The sequence below is a fragment of the Pseudaquabacterium terrae genome (assembly GCF_013266755.1).
GTDB classification, from domain to species: Bacteria; Pseudomonadota; Gammaproteobacteria; order Burkholderiales; family Burkholderiaceae_C; genus Pseudaquabacterium; species Pseudaquabacterium terrae.
On record NZ_JABRWJ010000013.1, the window covers coordinates 87,783 to 104,309 of the forward strand.

General features: G+C 69.8%; 11 protein-coding genes. 10 read left to right on the top strand and 1 reads right to left on the bottom strand.

The genetic code is table 11. The features are described from left to right. Positions 1-2 precede the first annotated feature (2 nt). On the top strand, positions 3-1,016 hold the full coding sequence (locus HLB44_RS32345) for an aldo/keto reductase (RefSeq protein WP_173133395.1): 1,014 nt from the start codon (positions 3-5) through the stop codon (positions 1,014-1,016). Next, entirely contained in the window at positions 1,013-1,903 is an 891-nt protein-coding gene (locus HLB44_RS32350; protein ID WP_173133399.1) for an amidohydrolase family protein, read from the top strand. The genes HLB44_RS32345 and HLB44_RS32350 overlap by 4 nt, the downstream gene beginning before the upstream one ends. A 108-nt stretch (positions 1,904-2,011) precedes the next feature. On the opposite strand, the gene HLB44_RS32355 is transcribed toward HLB44_RS32350, so the two are convergent. Beyond that, the gene (locus tag HLB44_RS32355; RefSeq protein ID WP_173133402.1) at positions 2,012-3,550 is read right to left on the bottom strand and encodes a tryptophan halogenase family protein; all 1,539 of its coding nucleotides are present in this window, start codon (positions 3,548-3,550) and stop codon (positions 2,012-2,014) included. A gap of 222 nt (positions 3,551-3,772) precedes the next feature. On the opposite strand from HLB44_RS32355, the gene HLB44_RS32360 reads away from it, so the two are divergent. The 8 genes from HLB44_RS32360 to HLB44_RS32395 all read left to right on the top strand — a co-directional run bounded on the left by HLB44_RS32360 (position 3,773) and on the right by HLB44_RS32395 (position 16,523). Further along, positions 3,773-5,008: an ROK family transcriptional regulator gene (locus tag HLB44_RS32360; protein ID WP_173133405.1), complete on the top strand. Its 1,236-nt coding sequence runs from the start codon at positions 3,773-3,775 to the stop codon at positions 5,006-5,008. Between the two features lie 35 nt (positions 5,009-5,043). Next, on the top strand, positions 5,044-6,504 hold the full coding sequence (xylB, locus tag HLB44_RS32365) for a xylulokinase (RefSeq protein ID WP_173133555.1): 1,461 nt from the start codon (positions 5,044-5,046) through the stop codon (positions 6,502-6,504). Further along, a complete protein-coding gene (gene xylA / locus HLB44_RS32370) occupies positions 6,501-7,820 on the top strand; it encodes a xylose isomerase (RefSeq protein WP_173133408.1) in 1,320 nt (439 codons plus the stop codon). Before xylB ends, xylA begins: the two co-directional genes overlap by 4 nt. A 152-nt stretch (positions 7,821-7,972) precedes the next feature. Beyond that, on the top strand, positions 7,973-11,032 hold the full coding sequence (locus tag HLB44_RS32375; RefSeq protein WP_173133411.1) for a TonB-dependent receptor: 3,060 nt from the start codon (positions 7,973-7,975) through the stop codon (positions 11,030-11,032). Next, entirely contained in the window at positions 11,032-12,705 is a 1,674-nt protein-coding gene (locus HLB44_RS32380) for a DUF5597 domain-containing protein (RefSeq protein WP_173133414.1), read from the top strand. The genes HLB44_RS32375 and HLB44_RS32380 overlap by 1 nt, the downstream gene beginning before the upstream one ends. Positions 12,706-12,714: 9 nt before the next feature. Further along, a complete protein-coding gene (locus HLB44_RS32385; RefSeq protein ID WP_173133417.1) occupies positions 12,715-14,067 on the top strand; it encodes a GDSL-type esterase/lipase family protein in 1,353 nt (450 codons plus the stop codon). Next, a complete protein-coding gene (locus HLB44_RS32390; RefSeq protein ID WP_173133420.1) occupies positions 14,067-15,425 on the top strand; it encodes a GH1 family beta-glucosidase in 1,359 nt (452 codons plus the stop codon). Before HLB44_RS32385 ends, HLB44_RS32390 begins: the two co-directional genes overlap by 1 nt. A gap of 12 nt (positions 15,426-15,437) precedes the next feature. Beyond that, the gene (locus HLB44_RS32395; protein WP_217283897.1) at positions 15,438-16,523 is read left to right on the top strand and encodes a LacI family DNA-binding transcriptional regulator; all 1,086 of its coding nucleotides are present in this window, start codon (positions 15,438-15,440) and stop codon (positions 16,521-16,523) included. Positions 16,524-16,527 lie beyond the last annotated feature (4 nt).

Consider the following 16,527-nt stretch of genomic DNA (forward strand, 5'->3'; position numbering starts at 1 on the left):
CGATGAAGGTCAGCGACCGGCGCGCGGTGGCCGGCGGCCGGCTGCAGCTCACCCGCTTCGGGCTCGGCTGCGCGCCGCTGGCCGGCCTGTACGAGCCTGCATCCGAGGCCGAGGCTCGGGCCGTGCTGCAGGCCGCGTGGGACGCTGGCCTGCGCAGCTTCGACACCGCGCCGTACTACGGCTACACCGCGAGCGAGCACCGTGTCGGGCGCTTCCTGCGCGAACAGCCGCGCGAGGACTTCGTGCTGAGCACCAAGGTGGGCCGGCTGATGCGGCCCGATGCCGGCGTGCCGGCGTTGGACAACGGCTGGGCCGAGCCGCTGCCGTTCCGGCCGCAATTCGACTACGGCTACGACGCCGTGATGCGCTCGTTCGAGGACAGCCTGCAGCGCCTGGGCCTCGCACGCATCGACATCCTGCTGGTGCACGACATCGGCCGCCTGACCCACGGCGACGCGCACGCCAGGCACTGGCAGGCCCTGACGCGCGGTGGCGGTTTCCGCGCGCTCGAGACGCTGCGGCGCGAGGGCCGCATCGCCGCTTTCGGCCTGGGCGTGAACGAGGCCGCCGTGGTGCACGACAGCCTGCAGGAGGCGCAACTCGACTGCGTGCTGCTCGCCGGCCGCTACACCTTGCTGGAGCAGGGCGCGCTGTCGCTGCTGGACGAGTGCGCGCGTCGCGGCACGGCGCTGATCGTCGGCGGCCCGTTCAACTCCGGCCTGCTCGCGGGCAACGGCAAGTTCGACTATGCCGAGGCGCCGCCGGCGCTGCTGGCGCGCGCCGACGCCCTGCGCCGCACCTGCGCCGAGTTCGACGTGCCGTTGCAGACGGCGGCGCTGCAGTTCCCGCTGGCGCACCCGGCGGTCGCCTCCTGCGTCGCCGGCATGCGCGATGCGCGGCAGGTCGCGCAGAACACCGCATGGTTCGAGCAGCCGATTCCGGCCGCGCTGTGGACAGCGCTGCGCGCGCGCGGGCTGCTTGCAGAGGCCGCGCCGTGTCCTGGGGACGCCCGATGAGCCGGACGCCGCGCATCGACGCCCATCAGCACTTCTGGCGCCTGGCCGATCGCGCCGGTCACTGGCCCCCGCCAGCGCTGGGGGCGATCCACCGCGACTTCACGCCCGGGGACTTCGAGCCGCTGCGCCGAGCCGCCGGCATCGACGGCACGGTGGTCGTGCAGTCGATGCCCAGCGAACAAGAGACGCGGCAGTTGCTCGGCCTGCCCGACCGGCACGATTTCATCCTGGGTGTCGTCGGCTGGGTCGACCTCAAGGCACCGGAAGCGCCGCAGCGCATCGCGGCGCTCGCCGCGCACCCGAAGCTCAAGGGCCTGCGTCCGATGTTGCAGGACCTGGACGACGACGCCTGGATCGCCGATGCGGCCGTCGACCCCTCGGCGCGCGCGATGTGCGCGCACGGCCTGGTCTTCGATGCGCTGGTTCTCACGCGGCACCTCGGCGCGCTCGATGCCTTCGCCGCGCGCCACCCCGGGCTCGCGATCGTCATCGACCATGGCGCCAAGCCGCCGATCGCCCGCGGCGAGATCGAGCCGTGGCGCCGCGCGCTCGCGCCACTCGCCGCGCGGCCGAACGTGCACTGCAAGGTGTCGGGCCTGCTGACCGAAGCCGGCGAACACCGCAGCGCGCAGGCGCTGCAGCCCTACGTACAGGCGCTGTGGACGCTGTTCGGAGCCGCGCGGCTGCTGTGGGGCAGCGACTGGCCGGTGCTGCGCCTGGCCGCCGACTACGGCGCCTGGCTCGACATGTGCGAGCTGCTGTTCTCGACCATCGCGCCGGAACTTGGCGACTCGCAGCGCGCCGCACTGTTCGGCGGCCATGCCCAGCGTCTCTACAGGCTCCACGACCAGGCCGGCCACGACCGTGGTCCCGGCTGCATGCGGTGATGGCCCCCCACTTGAGAGATCGGAGCGTCTTCCACGTCGATTGATCAGCCCGCGGCGCCTTGAGATGACCGGCAACGCCGACGATGCGCTGGGTGGGCGAGTCAGCCTTCAGGCGGTCGCCGCCTCGCGCTCCAATGCTGCGAGCACACGCGCGACGAAGTCGCCGTGCGTGGGCATCGTCTCGGCCGTGCCGGCGATGGCCGCGTGCACGCGGCCGAAGTGATCGCGCAGGGCCTGCTCTTCCAGCAGCTCCACGCCGGGTTCACACGCCGTCGGCATCAAGCCGTGGCCGAGGTAGAGCGAGATCCACGAGTCCTGGAGGAAGCTGTCCGGATCGAGGATCGCCACGCGGCCGCTGCTTCGGTACAGCTCGATCTGGTGCTGCAGCGTCTCGGGAATCGGCATCGCCGCGCAATAGCGCCAGAACGGGCTGTCGTCGCGCTGCGTGAGCTTGTAGTGCAGGATGATGAAGTCGCGGATCGACTCGTACTGCCGCGCCATGCGGCGGTTGAACTCGGCCGCGAGGGAAGGTTGGCAGTCCCGGCGCGGCAACAGCTCGATCAGGCGGCCGACACCGTCCACGATCAGCTGGATGCTGGTCGACTCCAGCGGCTCCAGGAAGCCCGAGGACAGGCCGACTGCGACGACGTTCTTCACCCAGGCTTCGCGCCGCCGGCCGGTGGTGAAGCGCAGCTGCCGCGGGGCATCCTGCGCCTGGCCGTCCAGCCCGGCCAGCAGCACGCGCGAGGCTTCCTCGTCCGAGGTATAGGCATTGCAGTAGACATGGCCGTTCCCGGTGCGGTGCTGCAGCGGAATGCGCCAGGTCCAGCCCGCGGGCTTCGCGGCCGAGACGGTGTAGGGCGTCAGCGGCTCGACCCGGGCGCACGGCACCGCCTGCGCGCTGTTGACCGGCAGCCAGCGGCTCCAGTCCTCGAACGGGCTCTTCATGGCCCCATCGATCAGCAGCCCGCGGAAGCCCGAGCAGTCGATGAACAGGTCGCCGTCGATGCGGCGCCCGTCGCGCAGGCGCACCGCGGCGACGAAGCCGTCCTCGGGCCGCTGCTCGACGTCGACGATGGTGCCCTCGATGCGCTGCGCGCCGTGCGCGATCGCGAAGTCGCGTAGGTAGGCGGCGTAGAGGCCGGCGTCGAAGTGGAAGGCGAAGGAGTAGGCGTTCGACGGCGACGGCTGTTCGCCCTGCGGCGTCCGGAAGCGGTTGAGCCGGGCCATCACCGTCGCCGTGGACCATTCCTCGTGCGAAGGCATTCCGCCGGCCTGCCGCAGCCGCAGCCAGTAGCTCCACGCCGGGCGGTTCGCGATCGGCGGGCCGAAGTTGCCGAAGCCGTGGAAGAAGCGGTTGCCGAGGCGGCCCCAATCCTTGAACTCGATGCCCAGCTTGAACGTGGCCTGGGTCCGACGGATGAAGTCGGCGCCGTCGATGCCCAGCGTCTCGTTGTAGGCGCGGATCGGCGGCAAGGTGGCCTCGCCGACACCGATGGTGCCGATCTCCGGCGACTCGACCAGCACCACTTCGCAACGGTGGCCTCCGTCGCCGTGGCGAAAGAGCTTGGCCAATGGCGCCGCGGCCATCCAGCCGGCGGTGCCGCCGCCGACGATCACGATCTTGCGCAGGGGTTGTGCTTGCATGGCAGACGACTCGATGGGATCCACGGGGACAGGGGCAACGAATGCGGGACGCGGCGGGCGCATCGTGGCCTTGGGGCCTGCGCTGTCCGCGGCAGGGCCCCGGCCGCAACATTGAAGCCCGGAACCTGCACTGTCGGTAGGTGTTTCCCCCGTCTTTATTAGTTTGTCGAGCGAACTATGATGCCGTCATGACAAGAATACTGGCGACCAGGAGCGTGCGTCTTGCTCGTTGATCTATCGGAAGCGGCCGGCCACCAGCAGTTGCTCAAGGGCATCAACCGGATGGCGCTGGTGCGCCACCTGTGCGCCAACCCCGGGCGCTCGCGGGCCGACCTGGCGGTCGATGTGCAGCTGACCAAGTCCACGGTCAGCATGCTGGTGCGCGAGCTGATCGACGAGGGTTGGCTGATCGAGCGCGAGGTGGTTGCTACCGGCGAGCTCGGCCGGCGCCCGACGCCGCTGTACGTCGACCCGTCACGGCTCGTGCTCGTCGGCGCCGAAGTGGGCATCGAGGGCGCGCGGGTCGTGGTCACCGCACTCACCGGCGAGGTGCTGTCCCGGGCGCGCCTGGGCTATGGCGCCGCGCGCGGCGCGAAGGCCTGCCTCGCCGTGCTGGGGAGCGCGATGCTGAAGGCTTGCAAGCAGCTCGACGCGCAAACGCAGCGCGTCATCGGCATCGGCGTCGGCCTGCCCGGCGGCGTCGACGAGGTCAGCGGCTTCCTGCACTTCGCGCCCAACCTGCACTGGCGCGACGTCCCGGTGGGCGACCTGATGGCGGAGAAGCTCGCCGGTTCGGCGCTGGCCGGCGTGCCGTTGTTCCTGCAGAACGAGGCGGATGTCGCGGCGATCGGCGAGATGGAGTTCAACCCCGGCGAGGCGGTGGATCCGCTGCTGTACGTCAGCGTGAACCAGGGCGTCGGCGCGGGCGTGATCGTCGGCGACCGGCTGCTGATGGGCCGGCGCGGCTTCGCGGGCGAGGTCGGCCACATCGTGTTGCAGGTCGGCGGGCCCGCATGTTCCTGCGGCCGTCACGGCTGCGCCGAGGCCTTGATCGGCGCCCGTGCGATGTTGCCGGACTCGGGCGACGACGATCCGCTGGCCGAGGTGCAGCGGCGGCTGGCCGTCGGCGATGTCCAGACCCAGCGCGCGGTCAAGAAGGCCGGCAGCTACCTCGGTGTGCTGCTGCAGAACCTGGCCGCGGCCTACGACCCCGGCTGCATCGTGCTGGGCGGCGCGGCGATCGAGTTGGGCGATGCCTTCGTGCAGCCGGCGCTGCGCACGCTGAACGATTACGCCGAAGCCGCCAGCTTGTCGCCACCGCCGGTGCGCATGTCGCGCTTCGGCGCCGACGCCGTGGCCGTCGGTGCGGCTGCGCTGGCGCGCTACCGTCTCACGCGGCCCTTGATCGCGCCGGCGTATGCGGCTGCGCGCGGGGCCGCGAAGCAGGAGGCGGCATGACGGACCCGAGCCCTCTTCGTTCGGGGCCCGGCGACATGTTCCTCGGCATCGACCTCGGCACTTCCGAAGTCAAGCTGCTGCTGCTGGACGGGCAGGGGGGCATTGTCGGCACGGCCGGCGCGCCGCTGCCGCTGTCGCGGCCGCAGCCGCTGTGGTCGGAGCAGGACCCGGCCGATTGGTGGCGCGCCGCCGAGGCCGCCGTGGCCATGCTGCGCGCTGCGCATCCGGCCGCATTCGCCCGCGTGCGCGGCATCGGTCTGTCGGGCCAGATGCACGGCGCCGTGCTGCTGGGTGCGCACGACGAGGTGCTGCGCCCGGCCATCCTGTGGAACGACGGCCGCAGCCATGCGGAGTGCGACGAGCTGACCCTCGCCGCGCCGTCGCTGCACCAGGTGGCCGGCAACCTGGCCATGCCCGGCTTCACCGCGCCGAAGCTGCTGTGGGTGCGACGCCACGAGCCGGCAGTCTTCGCCGCCACGCGCACGGTGCTGCTGCCCAAGGACTACCTGCGGCTGCTGCTCACGGGCGAGAAGGTCAGCGACCCGTCCGATGCGGCCGGCACGCTGTGGCTGGACGTCGCCCGGCGCGACTGGTCCGACGAACTGCTCGCCGCCTGCGGCCTGCAGCGCGCGCAGATGCCGCGCATCGTCGAGGGCAGCGAGCCCTCGGGCGTGCTGCGGCCCGACATCGCACGGGCCTGGGGTCTAGGCGATGAAGTGATCGTGGCCGGCGGCGCCGGGGACAACGCGGCGAGTGCCGTCGGCGTCGGGGCGGTGGCGCCAGGCGACGGCTTCATCTCGCTGGGGACCTCGGGCGTGCTGTTCGTCGTCAACGACCGCTTCCTGCCGAACCCGGCATCGGCCGTGCATGCGTTCTGCCATGCCGTGCCGGGCCTGTGGCACCAGATGAGCGTGATGCTCTCGGCCGCCAGCTGCCTGCGCTGGTTCACGTTGCTCGCGGGCGCTGCCGACGAGGCGCACCTGCTGCGGGAGGTGGCCGCGCTGCAGGCCGCCGAGCGCGACGCCGCACCGCTTTTCCTGCCCTACCTGGCCGGCGAGCGCACCCCGCACAACAACCCGTTCGCCACCGGCACGCTGCACGGCCTGCGCCATGACACCTGCCGTGGGGCCTGCGGTTATGCCGTGCTCGAGGGCGTGGCCTTCGGCCTGGCCGACGGGCTGCAGGCGCTGCGCAGCACCGGCACGCAGGTGCAGCGGCTGTCGCTGGTGGGCGGCGGCTCGCGCAGCCCGCTGTGGGCGCAGCTCATCGCCGATGCACTCGGCGTTGAGATCGTCGTCCATGCCGGCGCCGAGGCCGGCGCGGCACTCGGTGCGGCCCGCTTGGGGCAGATCGCCTGCGGCCTGGGCAGCCTTGCATCCTGCACGCGACCTGACGTCGCGGCCAGCCATCGTCCCGATCCGGAGCGCCATGTAGCGCTGCAGGAAAGGCTTCAATCGTTTCGCCGAATTTATCGACAAATCACGCCACTTTCATGACGAGCTACTTCCAAGCCATTGATCCGGTTCGATTCCGGGGCCCCGGCAGCGACGACCCGCTGTCCTATCGCCACTACGACAAGGACCGCGTGGTCCTCGGCAAGCGCATGGAGGACCACCTGCGCTTCGCGGTGTGCTACTGGCACTCCTTCTGCTGGACCGGGCTCGATCCCTTCGGCGGCCAGACCTTCGAGCGCCCGTGGTTCCAGGGCGGCTCGCCGATGGAGCTGGCGGCCGTGAAGGCCGACGCCGCGTTCGAGCTCTTCAGCAAGCTCGGCGTGCCGTACTACACCTTCCACGACCGTGACGTCGCGCCGGAAGGCACCACGCCGCGCGAGAGCCGCGACAACTTCCTGCGCATGGTCGACGTGCTGGCGGCGCACCAGCAGCGCAGCGGCGTGAAGCTGCTGTGGGGCACGGCGAACCTGTTCAGTCACCGCCGCTACATGGCCGGCGCGGCGACGAACCCGGACCCCGCGGTGTTCGCGCAGGCCGCGATCCAGGTGCGCGACGCACTGGAGGCGACGAAACGCCTGGGCGGCGAGAACTACGTGCTGTGGGGCGGCCGCGAAGGCTACGAGACGCTGCTGAACACGCGCGTCGGACAGGAGCTGGACCAGATGGGCCGCTTCCTGAGCATGGTGGTCGAGCACAAGCACAAGATCGGCTTTGAGGGTGCCATCCTCATCGAGCCCAAGCCGCGCGAACCTTCCAAGCACCAGTACGACTTCGACGTCGCGACGGTCTACGGCTTCCTGGTGCGCTACGGCCTCGAGAAGGAGGTCAAGGTCAACATCGAGGCCAACCACGCGACGCTGTCGGGCCACAGCTTCGAGCACGAGATCGCGATGGCCTCGGCGCTGGGCATCCTCGGCAGCATCGACATGAACCGCGGTGATCCGCAGCTCGGCTGGGACACCGACCAGTTCCCGAACAACCTGCCCGAGACGGCCCTGGCGCTGTACCACATCCTGCAGGCCGGCGGCCTCGGCTCGGGCGGCCTGAACTTCGACGCCAAGGTGCGCCGGCAGTCGCTCGACGCCGAGGACCTGTTCCACGGCCACGTCGGCGCGATGGACCTGTGCGCCCGTGCGCTGCTGCTGGCCGAGAAGCTGGTGCAGGACGGCCGCCTGGCGCAAGCCGTGGACGCTCGTTATGCGGGTTGGCACTCGGCCGAGGCGCAGGAGGTGCTGAACGGCCGCGTGACGCTGGCCGAACTGGCCGACCGCGCGCTCACGGCCAACGCCGACACCGCACCCGTCTCCGGACGCCAGGAGGCGCTGGAGAACCTGTTCAACCGGCTCTGCGAGGGCTGAAGAGCATGCACGCCGCACACCACGAGCCGATCGGCCGATGTTGACGCTGGGCCGCGATCACGGCGGCACACCGGCGCACGAGGCCCTCAGCGGCCATTGAAGCAGTAGCCCCAGGGGTGGGGTGAGTTCGAAACCTTCAGAAAGACTACGACATGAGACAAGTTCGACGGACGGCGTTGTCGATCGCCGCAGCCCAGGTTGCTCTCTTCTGGGCGCACGGCGCGCTGGCGCAGACGCCCACCGCACCGCAGCCCGCGGCCTCGGCACCGGCTGGCGCCAAACCCAGGGAAGAAGCACCGGCGACCATCGTCGTGCAAGGCCGGCGCGCCGCGCTGGCGTCGTCTCAGAAGATCAAGCAGGACGCTGACGAGGTCGTCGATTCGATCGTCGCCGACGAGATCGGCAAGCTGCCGGACCGCTCGGTCACCGAAGTGCTGCAGCGCGTCGTCGGCGTGACGATCGACCGCACGATGGCCCGCAAGGATCCGGAGCACTACTCGGTCGAAGGCTCCGGCGTGAACATCCGTGGCCTGAGCTTCGTACGCTCGGAGCTGAACGGCCGCGACACCTTCTCGGCCAATGGCGGCCGCGCGCTGAACTTCGAGGACGTGCCGCCCGAGCTGATGTCCGGCGTCGACATCTACAAGAATCCCTCGGCCGTGCAGATCGAAGGCGCCATCGGTGGCCTGGTGAACCTGCGCACGGCGATGCCGCTCGATTTCGCGGGTGCCAAGGCCTCGATGTCGCTGCAGGGCACTTACTCGGAAGCACAGCGCAAGTGGAGCCCGTCAGGGTCGGGCCTGGTCTCGAACCGCTGGAACACCGACTTCGGCCAGTTCGGCGCGCTGCTGAGCCTGGCGCATTCGGTCAGCAACACCCGCACCGACTACTACCAGGTCGAGCCGTACTTCAAGATCGATCCGGACGGCGCCGGCCCGCTGGAGCGCAACTACTGGGTGCCCAAGGGCGCGCAATGGCGCACGCTGGAATTCGAGCGCACGCGTGATGGCCTGTACGGCGCGCTGCAGTGGAAGCGCGACAACGTCGAGTCGTCGCTGACGTACTTCAAGTCGAAGTACAAGATGCACTGGGACGAGAACGCGATCTTCGCGCAGTCCGATGCGTGGAACATCGCCGTCGATGGCGGCGTCTACAACGCCAACAACGCGCTGCAGCAAGGCACCCTGCGCGAAGCGGTGATGCGCGATGGCGGCATCAGCTTCGGCGCCGACACGCGTTACCAGGACCGCGACTCCAGCACGCAGGACCTGGGCTGGAACCTGCGCTGGAAGCTCAACGACCGCTGGACCGTCAGCACCGACCTGCAGCTCGTGCGTTCGAAGACCCAGTCCTTCGACTCGACGGTGGCCACCGGCCTGCTGATGCCCAAGGAGAACCTGGACCTCTCCGGCTCGATCCCGCGCCTGCGCTTCGACAGCAGCGACCTCGCAGCCTTCAACGATCCGTCCAAATACTTCTGGGCGTTCACGATGGACCATCGTGACAGGAGCAAGGCCGAATCCAAGTCGTGGCGCACCGACGCGAAGTACAGCTTCGACCATCCGGTGCTGAACGATCTGCAGTTCGGCATTCGCCTGGCCGATCGCGAGGCGACCACGCTGAACTCGATGAACCCGGCCAAGGCCGCCTACAACTGGGCCGCGATCACGCAGCCGTGGATGCGCGGTTGGTACCTGGACAACCTGGCGCGCCTGAGCGACCCGCGCTTCAGCGACGGCACCTACCTGCACCAGTTCAACAACTTCTTCGGCGGCAAGTTCTCGGTACCCGGGTTGTACATGCCGACCGTGGCGATGGCACAGGGCTACCCCGACAGCTACGCGAAGCTGCACACCTACTCACGGCAGATGTGCGCCGAGAAGAACGGCGGCAACATCGACGCCTGCAACTCGTTCTGGACGCCCAGCACCTTCGGCGTCGATCCCGCCGGCACCAACGACCAGGAGGAACGCACGCAGGCCGCCTACGCGCAGCTGCGCTTCGGCTTCGACGACTTGAAGTACCCGGTCGATGGCAACCTCGGCGTGCGCGTGGTGCGCACGAAGATGTCGTCCGCCGGCTACCTGACCTTCAACATCGACGGCGGGCTGTTCCCGCAGCCGGGCCAGGTGCTCGGCGGCGTGCCGGTGCCGGCGCTGTCGCCGTTCGCCGCGCCGATCACCTTCTCGCAGACCTACACCGATACGCTGCCCAGCCTGAACCTGAAGATGAAGGTGTCGCCGGAGCTGCAGTTCCGCCTCGGCCTCGCGAAGGCGATCGCCCGCCCGGACTTCGCCGACATGCAGGCCTACTCGACGATGACGATGTCGGCGGCGCAGAAGCACTCCGAAGGCGACGTGCTGGTGATCGACCGGCTGTCCTTCACCGGCAGGGCCAACGGCAACCCGGCGCTCAAGCCGGTGAGGTCGACCCAGCTCGACCTGACCGGCGAGTGGTACTTCAGCAAGAACGGCTCGTTGACGGTGGCGCTGTTCAACAAGGACCTGAAGGACGTGATCGTCAACCAGACGACCACGGCGCAGCTGGCCGATGCATCCGGCACGCTGCACGACTTCACCGTCACGTCGCCGGTCAACGGTGCCAAGGGCCATGCGCGCGGCATCGAAGTCGCCTTCCAGCGCTACTTCGACATGCTGCCGGGCTGGCTCGCGGGCATCGGCGTGCAGGCGAACTACACCTACATCGACAGCCAGACCAAGCCCTACAACTCGGTCTACAGCCCGACCTGCAGCGGCACCGCCACCGAAGGCATCGAGAGCCTGAATCGCAACATCAACGGTTGCGACACCGATGGCCGCAGCTTCGGCAACCTGCCGCTGCAGAACCTCTCGCGCCACAACTACAACCTGGCGGTGCTGTACGACCAGGGCTCGCTGTCGGCACGGCTGGCCTACAGCTGGCGGTCGAAGTACCTGCAGGGCGTCAACGTCAACGGCACGAACGGCACCGACGGGCGCGACGACAGCGGCGCCGCGGTGGCTTGGGCGCTGCCGACCTGGAATGACGACTACGGCCAGCTCGACGGCGGCGTGACCTACCGGTTCAACGACCAGCTGAGTTTCAGCCTGGAAGGCTCGAACCTCACGAACCGCATCAACCGGCAGCTGATGCAGCAGAACATCGGCATGATGACGCGTGCGGTGCACTACACCGGCCGTCGCTACACGCTGCAAGCCAGCTACACGTTCTGATGGGCGCGTTCTTCCATGCCGTGATCGGCCTGGCGGTAGCCACCGCGACCACGCTGGCGGGGCCACCCGCCGGCGCGACGCCGGCGGGCGGTTCCGCCGGCGTCGCGCCGCACCTGGTGCAGCGCGACGGCCGCCATGCCCTGATGGTGGACGGCGCGCCCTTCCTGATACTGGGCGCCCAGGTCCACAACTCGAGCAACTACCCCCAGGCGCTGGACAAGGTCTGGCCGGCGGTGAAGGACATCCAAGCCAACACCTTGGAAGTGCCGATCTCGTGGGAGCAGGTCGAGCCGGTCGAGGGCCGCTTCGACTTCAGCTTCGTCGACACGCTGGTGCGCGAGGCGCGGCAGAACAAGGTTCGCCTTGTGCTGCTGTGGTTCGGCACCTGGAAGAACACCAGCCCGCAGTACACCCCGGCGTGGGTGAAGCTGGACAACCGGCGCTTTCCGCGCATGGTCGACCAGCAGGGCAAGAACAGCTACTGCCTGTCGCCCTTCGGCGAACACACGCTGGCTGCCGACAAGAAGGCCTTCGTGGCCTTCATGTCGCACCTGAAGAAGATCGACGAGCAGCAGCGCACGGTGATCATGGTGCAGGTGCAGAACGAGGTCGGCACCTTCGGCCTGGTGCGCGACTTCGGCCCGAAGGCGCAGGCCGCCTTCGAGCGCGAGGTTCCCGCGGCCGTGCTGGCGCGCAAAAAGCCGCCGGTGCCGGGCGCCGCGTCGGGCGCGTGGCGCGTCGTCTATGGTGATTACGCCGACGAGTACTTCCATGCCTGGGCCATCGCCAGCTACATCGAGCAGATCGCCCGCGCGGGCCGCGCGGTGTACGACCTGCCGATGGTCGTGAACAATGCGCTGCGCGACCCGCTGGAGCCGATCGCGCCGTGGAAGAGCAACTTCGCCAGCGGCGGGCCGACCTACGATGTCATCGACATCTACAAGGCCGCCGCCCCCAGCATCGACATCGTCGGCCCGGACATCTACCACCCCGAGTCGGCGAAGGTCAGCGCGCACCTGGGCCAGTTCCAGCGTCCGGACAACGCGCTGTTCGTGCCCGAGCTTGGCAATGCCGCGCCTTACGCGCGTTACGTCTACCAGATCCTCGGCCGCGGCGCGATCGGTGTCGCGCCTTTCGGCATCGACTACTTCGACTACGCCAACTTCCCGCTCGGCGCGAAGAGCAGCGACAAGGCGATGGTCGAACCCTTCGCGCGCATCTACGCCGCGTTCGCGCCGATGCAGCGGCAATGGGCCCGCTGGGCCTTCGAGGGCCGCACCTACGGCGTCGCCAAGGGCGACGACCTGCGTGACCAGACCGTCGCGATGAAGGGCTGGAAGGCGCAGGTGAGCTTCGACCAGTGGATGTTCGGCGAGCGCGAGTGGCCGGGCAATGCCAAGGAGCAGCCTCCGCATGCGAAGCAGCCGAACGGCGGCGTCGCGATCGCGCAGATCGCCGACGACGAGTTCGTGCTCGTCGGGCAGTTCGCCCGCGTGCGGCTGGACGATGCCGAAGGCAGCGGCCGGGCGCAGCTCGTCAGCGCCGAGCAGGGCCGGTTCGACGAGCGCGGCCGCTGGGTGATGGAGCGGCGCTGGAACGGCGACCAGGTGGACTGGGGCCTGAACTTCACCGGGAACCCCGTGGTCCTGAAGGTGAAGATGGGACGCTACTGAGCCATGGCCATGACACGCACGAGCGCGCTGGTGAGCGCTTCGTTCATCGCCTGGGCCGGCGCCGCCACCGCGCAGCCCGCCACCGACCTTGTCCTGCTGCCGGCCCCGGCGAACGCCTGGCGCACCGTCGTCGGCCACTGGGAGCATCGCGTCGAGCTGGCCGGCGGCGGTGTCGGCCACTGGGAGACGCGGCCCGAGCTGGCCGGCGTCAGTGCCGTGGTGCCGCAACCCACGGGCGCAGGCGCAGCCCAGGCCTATGTCGGCGGCAGCGCGCTCGGCCCCGAGGGCGCTCGCACGGCCTTGTCGCTGGAGTGGAAGGACGTCTGGATGTCGACCCTGCGCCTGGAAAGCCGTACACCGCTGGACCTGCGACCCTACGCCGGCGGCGCGCTGACGATGGACCTGCACGTCGACGAACTGGCCCAGGGCGGGCTGCGCGTGAAGGTAGCCTGCGGCGAGAGCTGCGAGCGCAGCGTGTCGTTGCTGGAGCCGGCGCGCGCGATCGCCGGCAAGGGCTGGCAGCGAGTGTCGCTGCCGCTGAGTTGCTTCCAGCGCGAAGGCGGCGACTTCTCGCGCGTGAGCCTGCCTTTCGCGCTCGAAGGCGGCGGCCGCGGCCGCGTCAGCGTGGCCAACCTGCGGCTCACCCGCGCCGCCGCGCCGGCGACGCTGAATTGCGCCGACTACCGCACCGAATCGGTCACGCCCGCGATGCTGGCCGAGTCGTGGTCGCTGGACTGGTGGCGGCCCCGCCACGAGCAGAAGCGGCAGGAAGCGCGTGAGCGCATCGGCGCCGGCCAGCCGCCGCAGCTGGTCTTCATCGGCGACTCCATCACCCAGGGCTGGGAGAACGAAGGGCGCGAGGTCTGGGCCGCTCATTTCGCCCGCTACCACGCCCTGAACCTCGGCTTCGGCGGCGATCGCACCGAGAACGTGCTGTGGCGCTTGCAGAACGGCGCGCTCGACGGCCTGGCGCCGAAGACGGTGGTGCTGATGATCGGCACCAACAACACCGGCCACCGCGCCGAGAACCCGGAAACCACGGCCGCCGGCATCCGACGCCTGCTCGACGAGATCCGGCAACGCCTGCCCCAGTCCCAGGTGCTGTTGCTGGCGGTGTTCCCGCGCGAGGAACAGCCCAGTGGCCATCTGCGCCGCATCAATGACCGGGTGAACGAGCTCATCGGCCGCTTTGCCGACGGCCGCCATGTGCACTTCGCCAACCTCAACACGGTCTTCACCCAGCCCGACGGCACGCTGTCGCGCGCGGTGATGCCCGATCTGCTGCACCTGTCTCCGCATGGCTACGCCCTTTGGCATCACGCCATGGCCCCGGTGCTTTCTCCGCTGCTGAACCGACCCTGATGAACCCCTTGACCTATGCCTCGCCGTTCCCATCCACCTTCGTCTTCGGTGCCGCCGCCGCGGCCGCGCAGATCGAGGGTGCCGCTTTCAAGGACGGCAAGGGTCCCTCGATCTGGGACACCTTCGCCCGCACGCCGGGCAAGGTGGCCGGCGGCGACACGCTCGACGTCGCCTGCGACCACTACCACCGCTTCGACGAAGACTTCGCGCTGATGGCCTCGCTCGGCATCCGGCACTACCGGCTGTCGATCGCCTGGCCGCGCATCTTCCCCGATGGCGACGGCGCGGTGAACCAGGCCGGCCTCGACTTCTACCGCCGCGTCTTCGCCAGCATGGCGCGCCATGGCATCACGCCGTGGGTCACGCTGTTCCACTGGGACCTGCCGCAGGCGCTGGAAGACCGCGGCGGCTGGACCGCGCGGGCCACTGTCGAGTCTTTTGCGCGTTATGCAGACACTGTCGTCAAGGCGTTCGCCGGCGACGTGCGGCACTGGATCACGCTCAACGAGATCCGCTGCTTCACGTGGCTGGCCTACGGCATCGGCAACAAGGCGCCCGGCCGGCGCGAAAGCGATGCGATCGTCAACCAGACCATCCACCATGCGCTGCTCGCCCACGGCCATGCGGTGCGCGCGGTGCGCGAGTTCGGTGGACCGCAGGCGCGCGTGGGCCTGACGGACAACTGCGACGTCAGCGTGCCGGTGACCGAGACAGCGGCCGACATCGCCGCCGCCGAGGCCTGGTTCGAGGACAAGAACGCCCACATCCTCGGCGCGATCCACGGCGGCGGCTACTCGAAGGCCTACCTGGAGCGTGTGGGCGATGCCGCCCCGAAGGTGCAGGCCGGCGACTTCGACCTCATCAGCCTGCCCACCGACTTCCTCGGCCTGAACGTCTACACCGCGACCTACGTGCGCGCCGGCCGCGACGGCGCGCGGTACGAGGCGCTGGCCCTGCCGGCCAACTACCCGCGCGCCGACAGCCCGTGGCTGAACCTCGTGCCGCAGGCGATGTACTGGGCGCCGCGCATGTGCCACGCGCTCTACGGCCACCGCTCGATCTACATCACCGAGAACGGCTGCGGCTACAACCACGAGCCGGTGCAGGGCGGCGAGGTCATCGACCTGCATCGGCGCGATTACCTGCGCGGCCACCTGCGCGAGATGCACCGCGCGATCGCCGACGGCGTGCCGGTGGACGGCTACTTCCTGTGGTCCTTCATCGACAACTTCGAGTGGGAGGACGGCTACGAGCGCCGCTTCGGCATCGTGCACTGCGACTTCGAGACGCAGGTGCGCACGCCCAAGCTGTCCGCGCGCTACTACGCCGACGTGATCCGCACGCGCTGCATCGTCTAGGCTGCGAAAGACGTGGCCACCGTCCTGAAGCCCCGCAAGTCCCGCGCCGCCACGCTGGCGGACGTGGGCCGCGAGGCCGGCGTCTCGGCGATGGCCGCGTCGGCCGTGCTCAACTCGGCGAAGACCTCCACCCGCATCTCCGACGACACACGGGCGCGCGTGCTGGCCGCCGCCGAGCAGCTGCGCTACCGGCCCAACGCCACCGCGCGCGGGCTGGCGCACCGGCGCATGAACACGCTGGGCGTGGCCGCCACGCTGGTCGGCGACGAGCCGAACCAGTATTTTCTCGAAGTCTTCAACGGCATCGTCCGCGGCGCCGCCGAGGCCGGGCAGACCACCACGGTCTTCACGCTCGGCAGCTGGGACGACGCGCGCGAGCGCATTCCCGCTTTCTGCGACGGTCGCATCGATGGGCTGGTGATGCTGGCGCCGCTGTTGCCGTCCGACGCCGCCGACTGGCTGCCCGAGCACACGCCGATGGTCTCGGTGCACGCGAACGACGCGATCGCCGGCGTGGTCAACCTCGAGTCCGACGAAGAGGCCGGTGCCTTCGAGATGGTCAGCCGCCTGATCCAGCGCGGCCATCGGCGCATCCTGCACGTGGCGGGTCCCGAGGGCGCCCTCGGGGCCGAGCGGCGCGTGCACGGCTACCGGCGCGCGCATGCGGCCGCGGGCTTCCTGCCGCCGCCGGACCACGTGCTGCGCGCCGGCTTCGGTGCCGAGGACGCCCGCCGCGCCCTGGAAGCCTGGTTGCGGCGGCACCGCGGCGACGAACTGCCGGAGGTGGTCTTCGCCGTCAGCGATGCCGCGGCGCTGGGCTGCATCGATGCCTTGTTGGCCCGCGGCCTGCGCGTGCCGGCCGATCTGTCCGTGACGGGATTCGACGACAGCGTGCTCGCGCGCGCGGCCCGGCTGGCCACGGTGCGCCAGCCGCTGCGCGACCTGGGGCGCCGCGCGGTCGAGGTGCTGGTCGAGCGCATCGACGCCCGGTCGCGTGAAGCGACGCCGCGCCGCACGAAGAACATCGTCCTGCCCACCGAACTCGTTCACGGCGCCACGCTTGCCGCGCCGCGCGCCCATTCCCTGCTGATTGCCTGAGACC

What these genes read in the sequence shown, in the direction of transcription:
- HLB44_RS32345 (WP_173133395.1), top strand. Translation starts at nt 3, where the DNA reads ATGAAGGTCAGCGACCGGCGCGCGGTGGCCGGCGGCCGGCTGCAGCTC.
- HLB44_RS32350 (WP_173133399.1), top strand. Translation starts at nt 1,013, where the DNA reads ATGAGCCGGACGCCGCGCATCGACGCCCATCAGCACTTCTGGCGCCTG.
- HLB44_RS32355 (WP_173133402.1), bottom strand. Translation starts at nt 3,550, where the DNA reads ATGCAAGCACAACCCCTGCGCAAGATCGTGATCGTCGGCGGCGGCACC.
- xylB (WP_173133555.1), top strand. Translation starts at nt 5,044, where the DNA reads ATGTTCCTCGGCATCGACCTCGGCACTTCCGAAGTCAAGCTGCTGCTG.
- xylA (WP_173133408.1), top strand. Translation starts at nt 6,501, where the DNA reads ATGACGAGCTACTTCCAAGCCATTGATCCGGTTCGATTCCGGGGCCCC.
- HLB44_RS32375 (WP_173133411.1), top strand. Translation starts at nt 7,973, where the DNA reads ATGAGACAAGTTCGACGGACGGCGTTGTCGATCGCCGCAGCCCAGGTT.
- HLB44_RS32380 (WP_173133414.1), top strand. Translation starts at nt 11,032, where the DNA reads ATGGGCGCGTTCTTCCATGCCGTGATCGGCCTGGCGGTAGCCACCGCG.
- HLB44_RS32385 (WP_173133417.1), top strand. Translation starts at nt 12,715, where the DNA reads ATGACACGCACGAGCGCGCTGGTGAGCGCTTCGTTCATCGCCTGGGCC.
- HLB44_RS32390 (WP_173133420.1), top strand. Translation starts at nt 14,067, where the DNA reads ATGAACCCCTTGACCTATGCCTCGCCGTTCCCATCCACCTTCGTCTTC.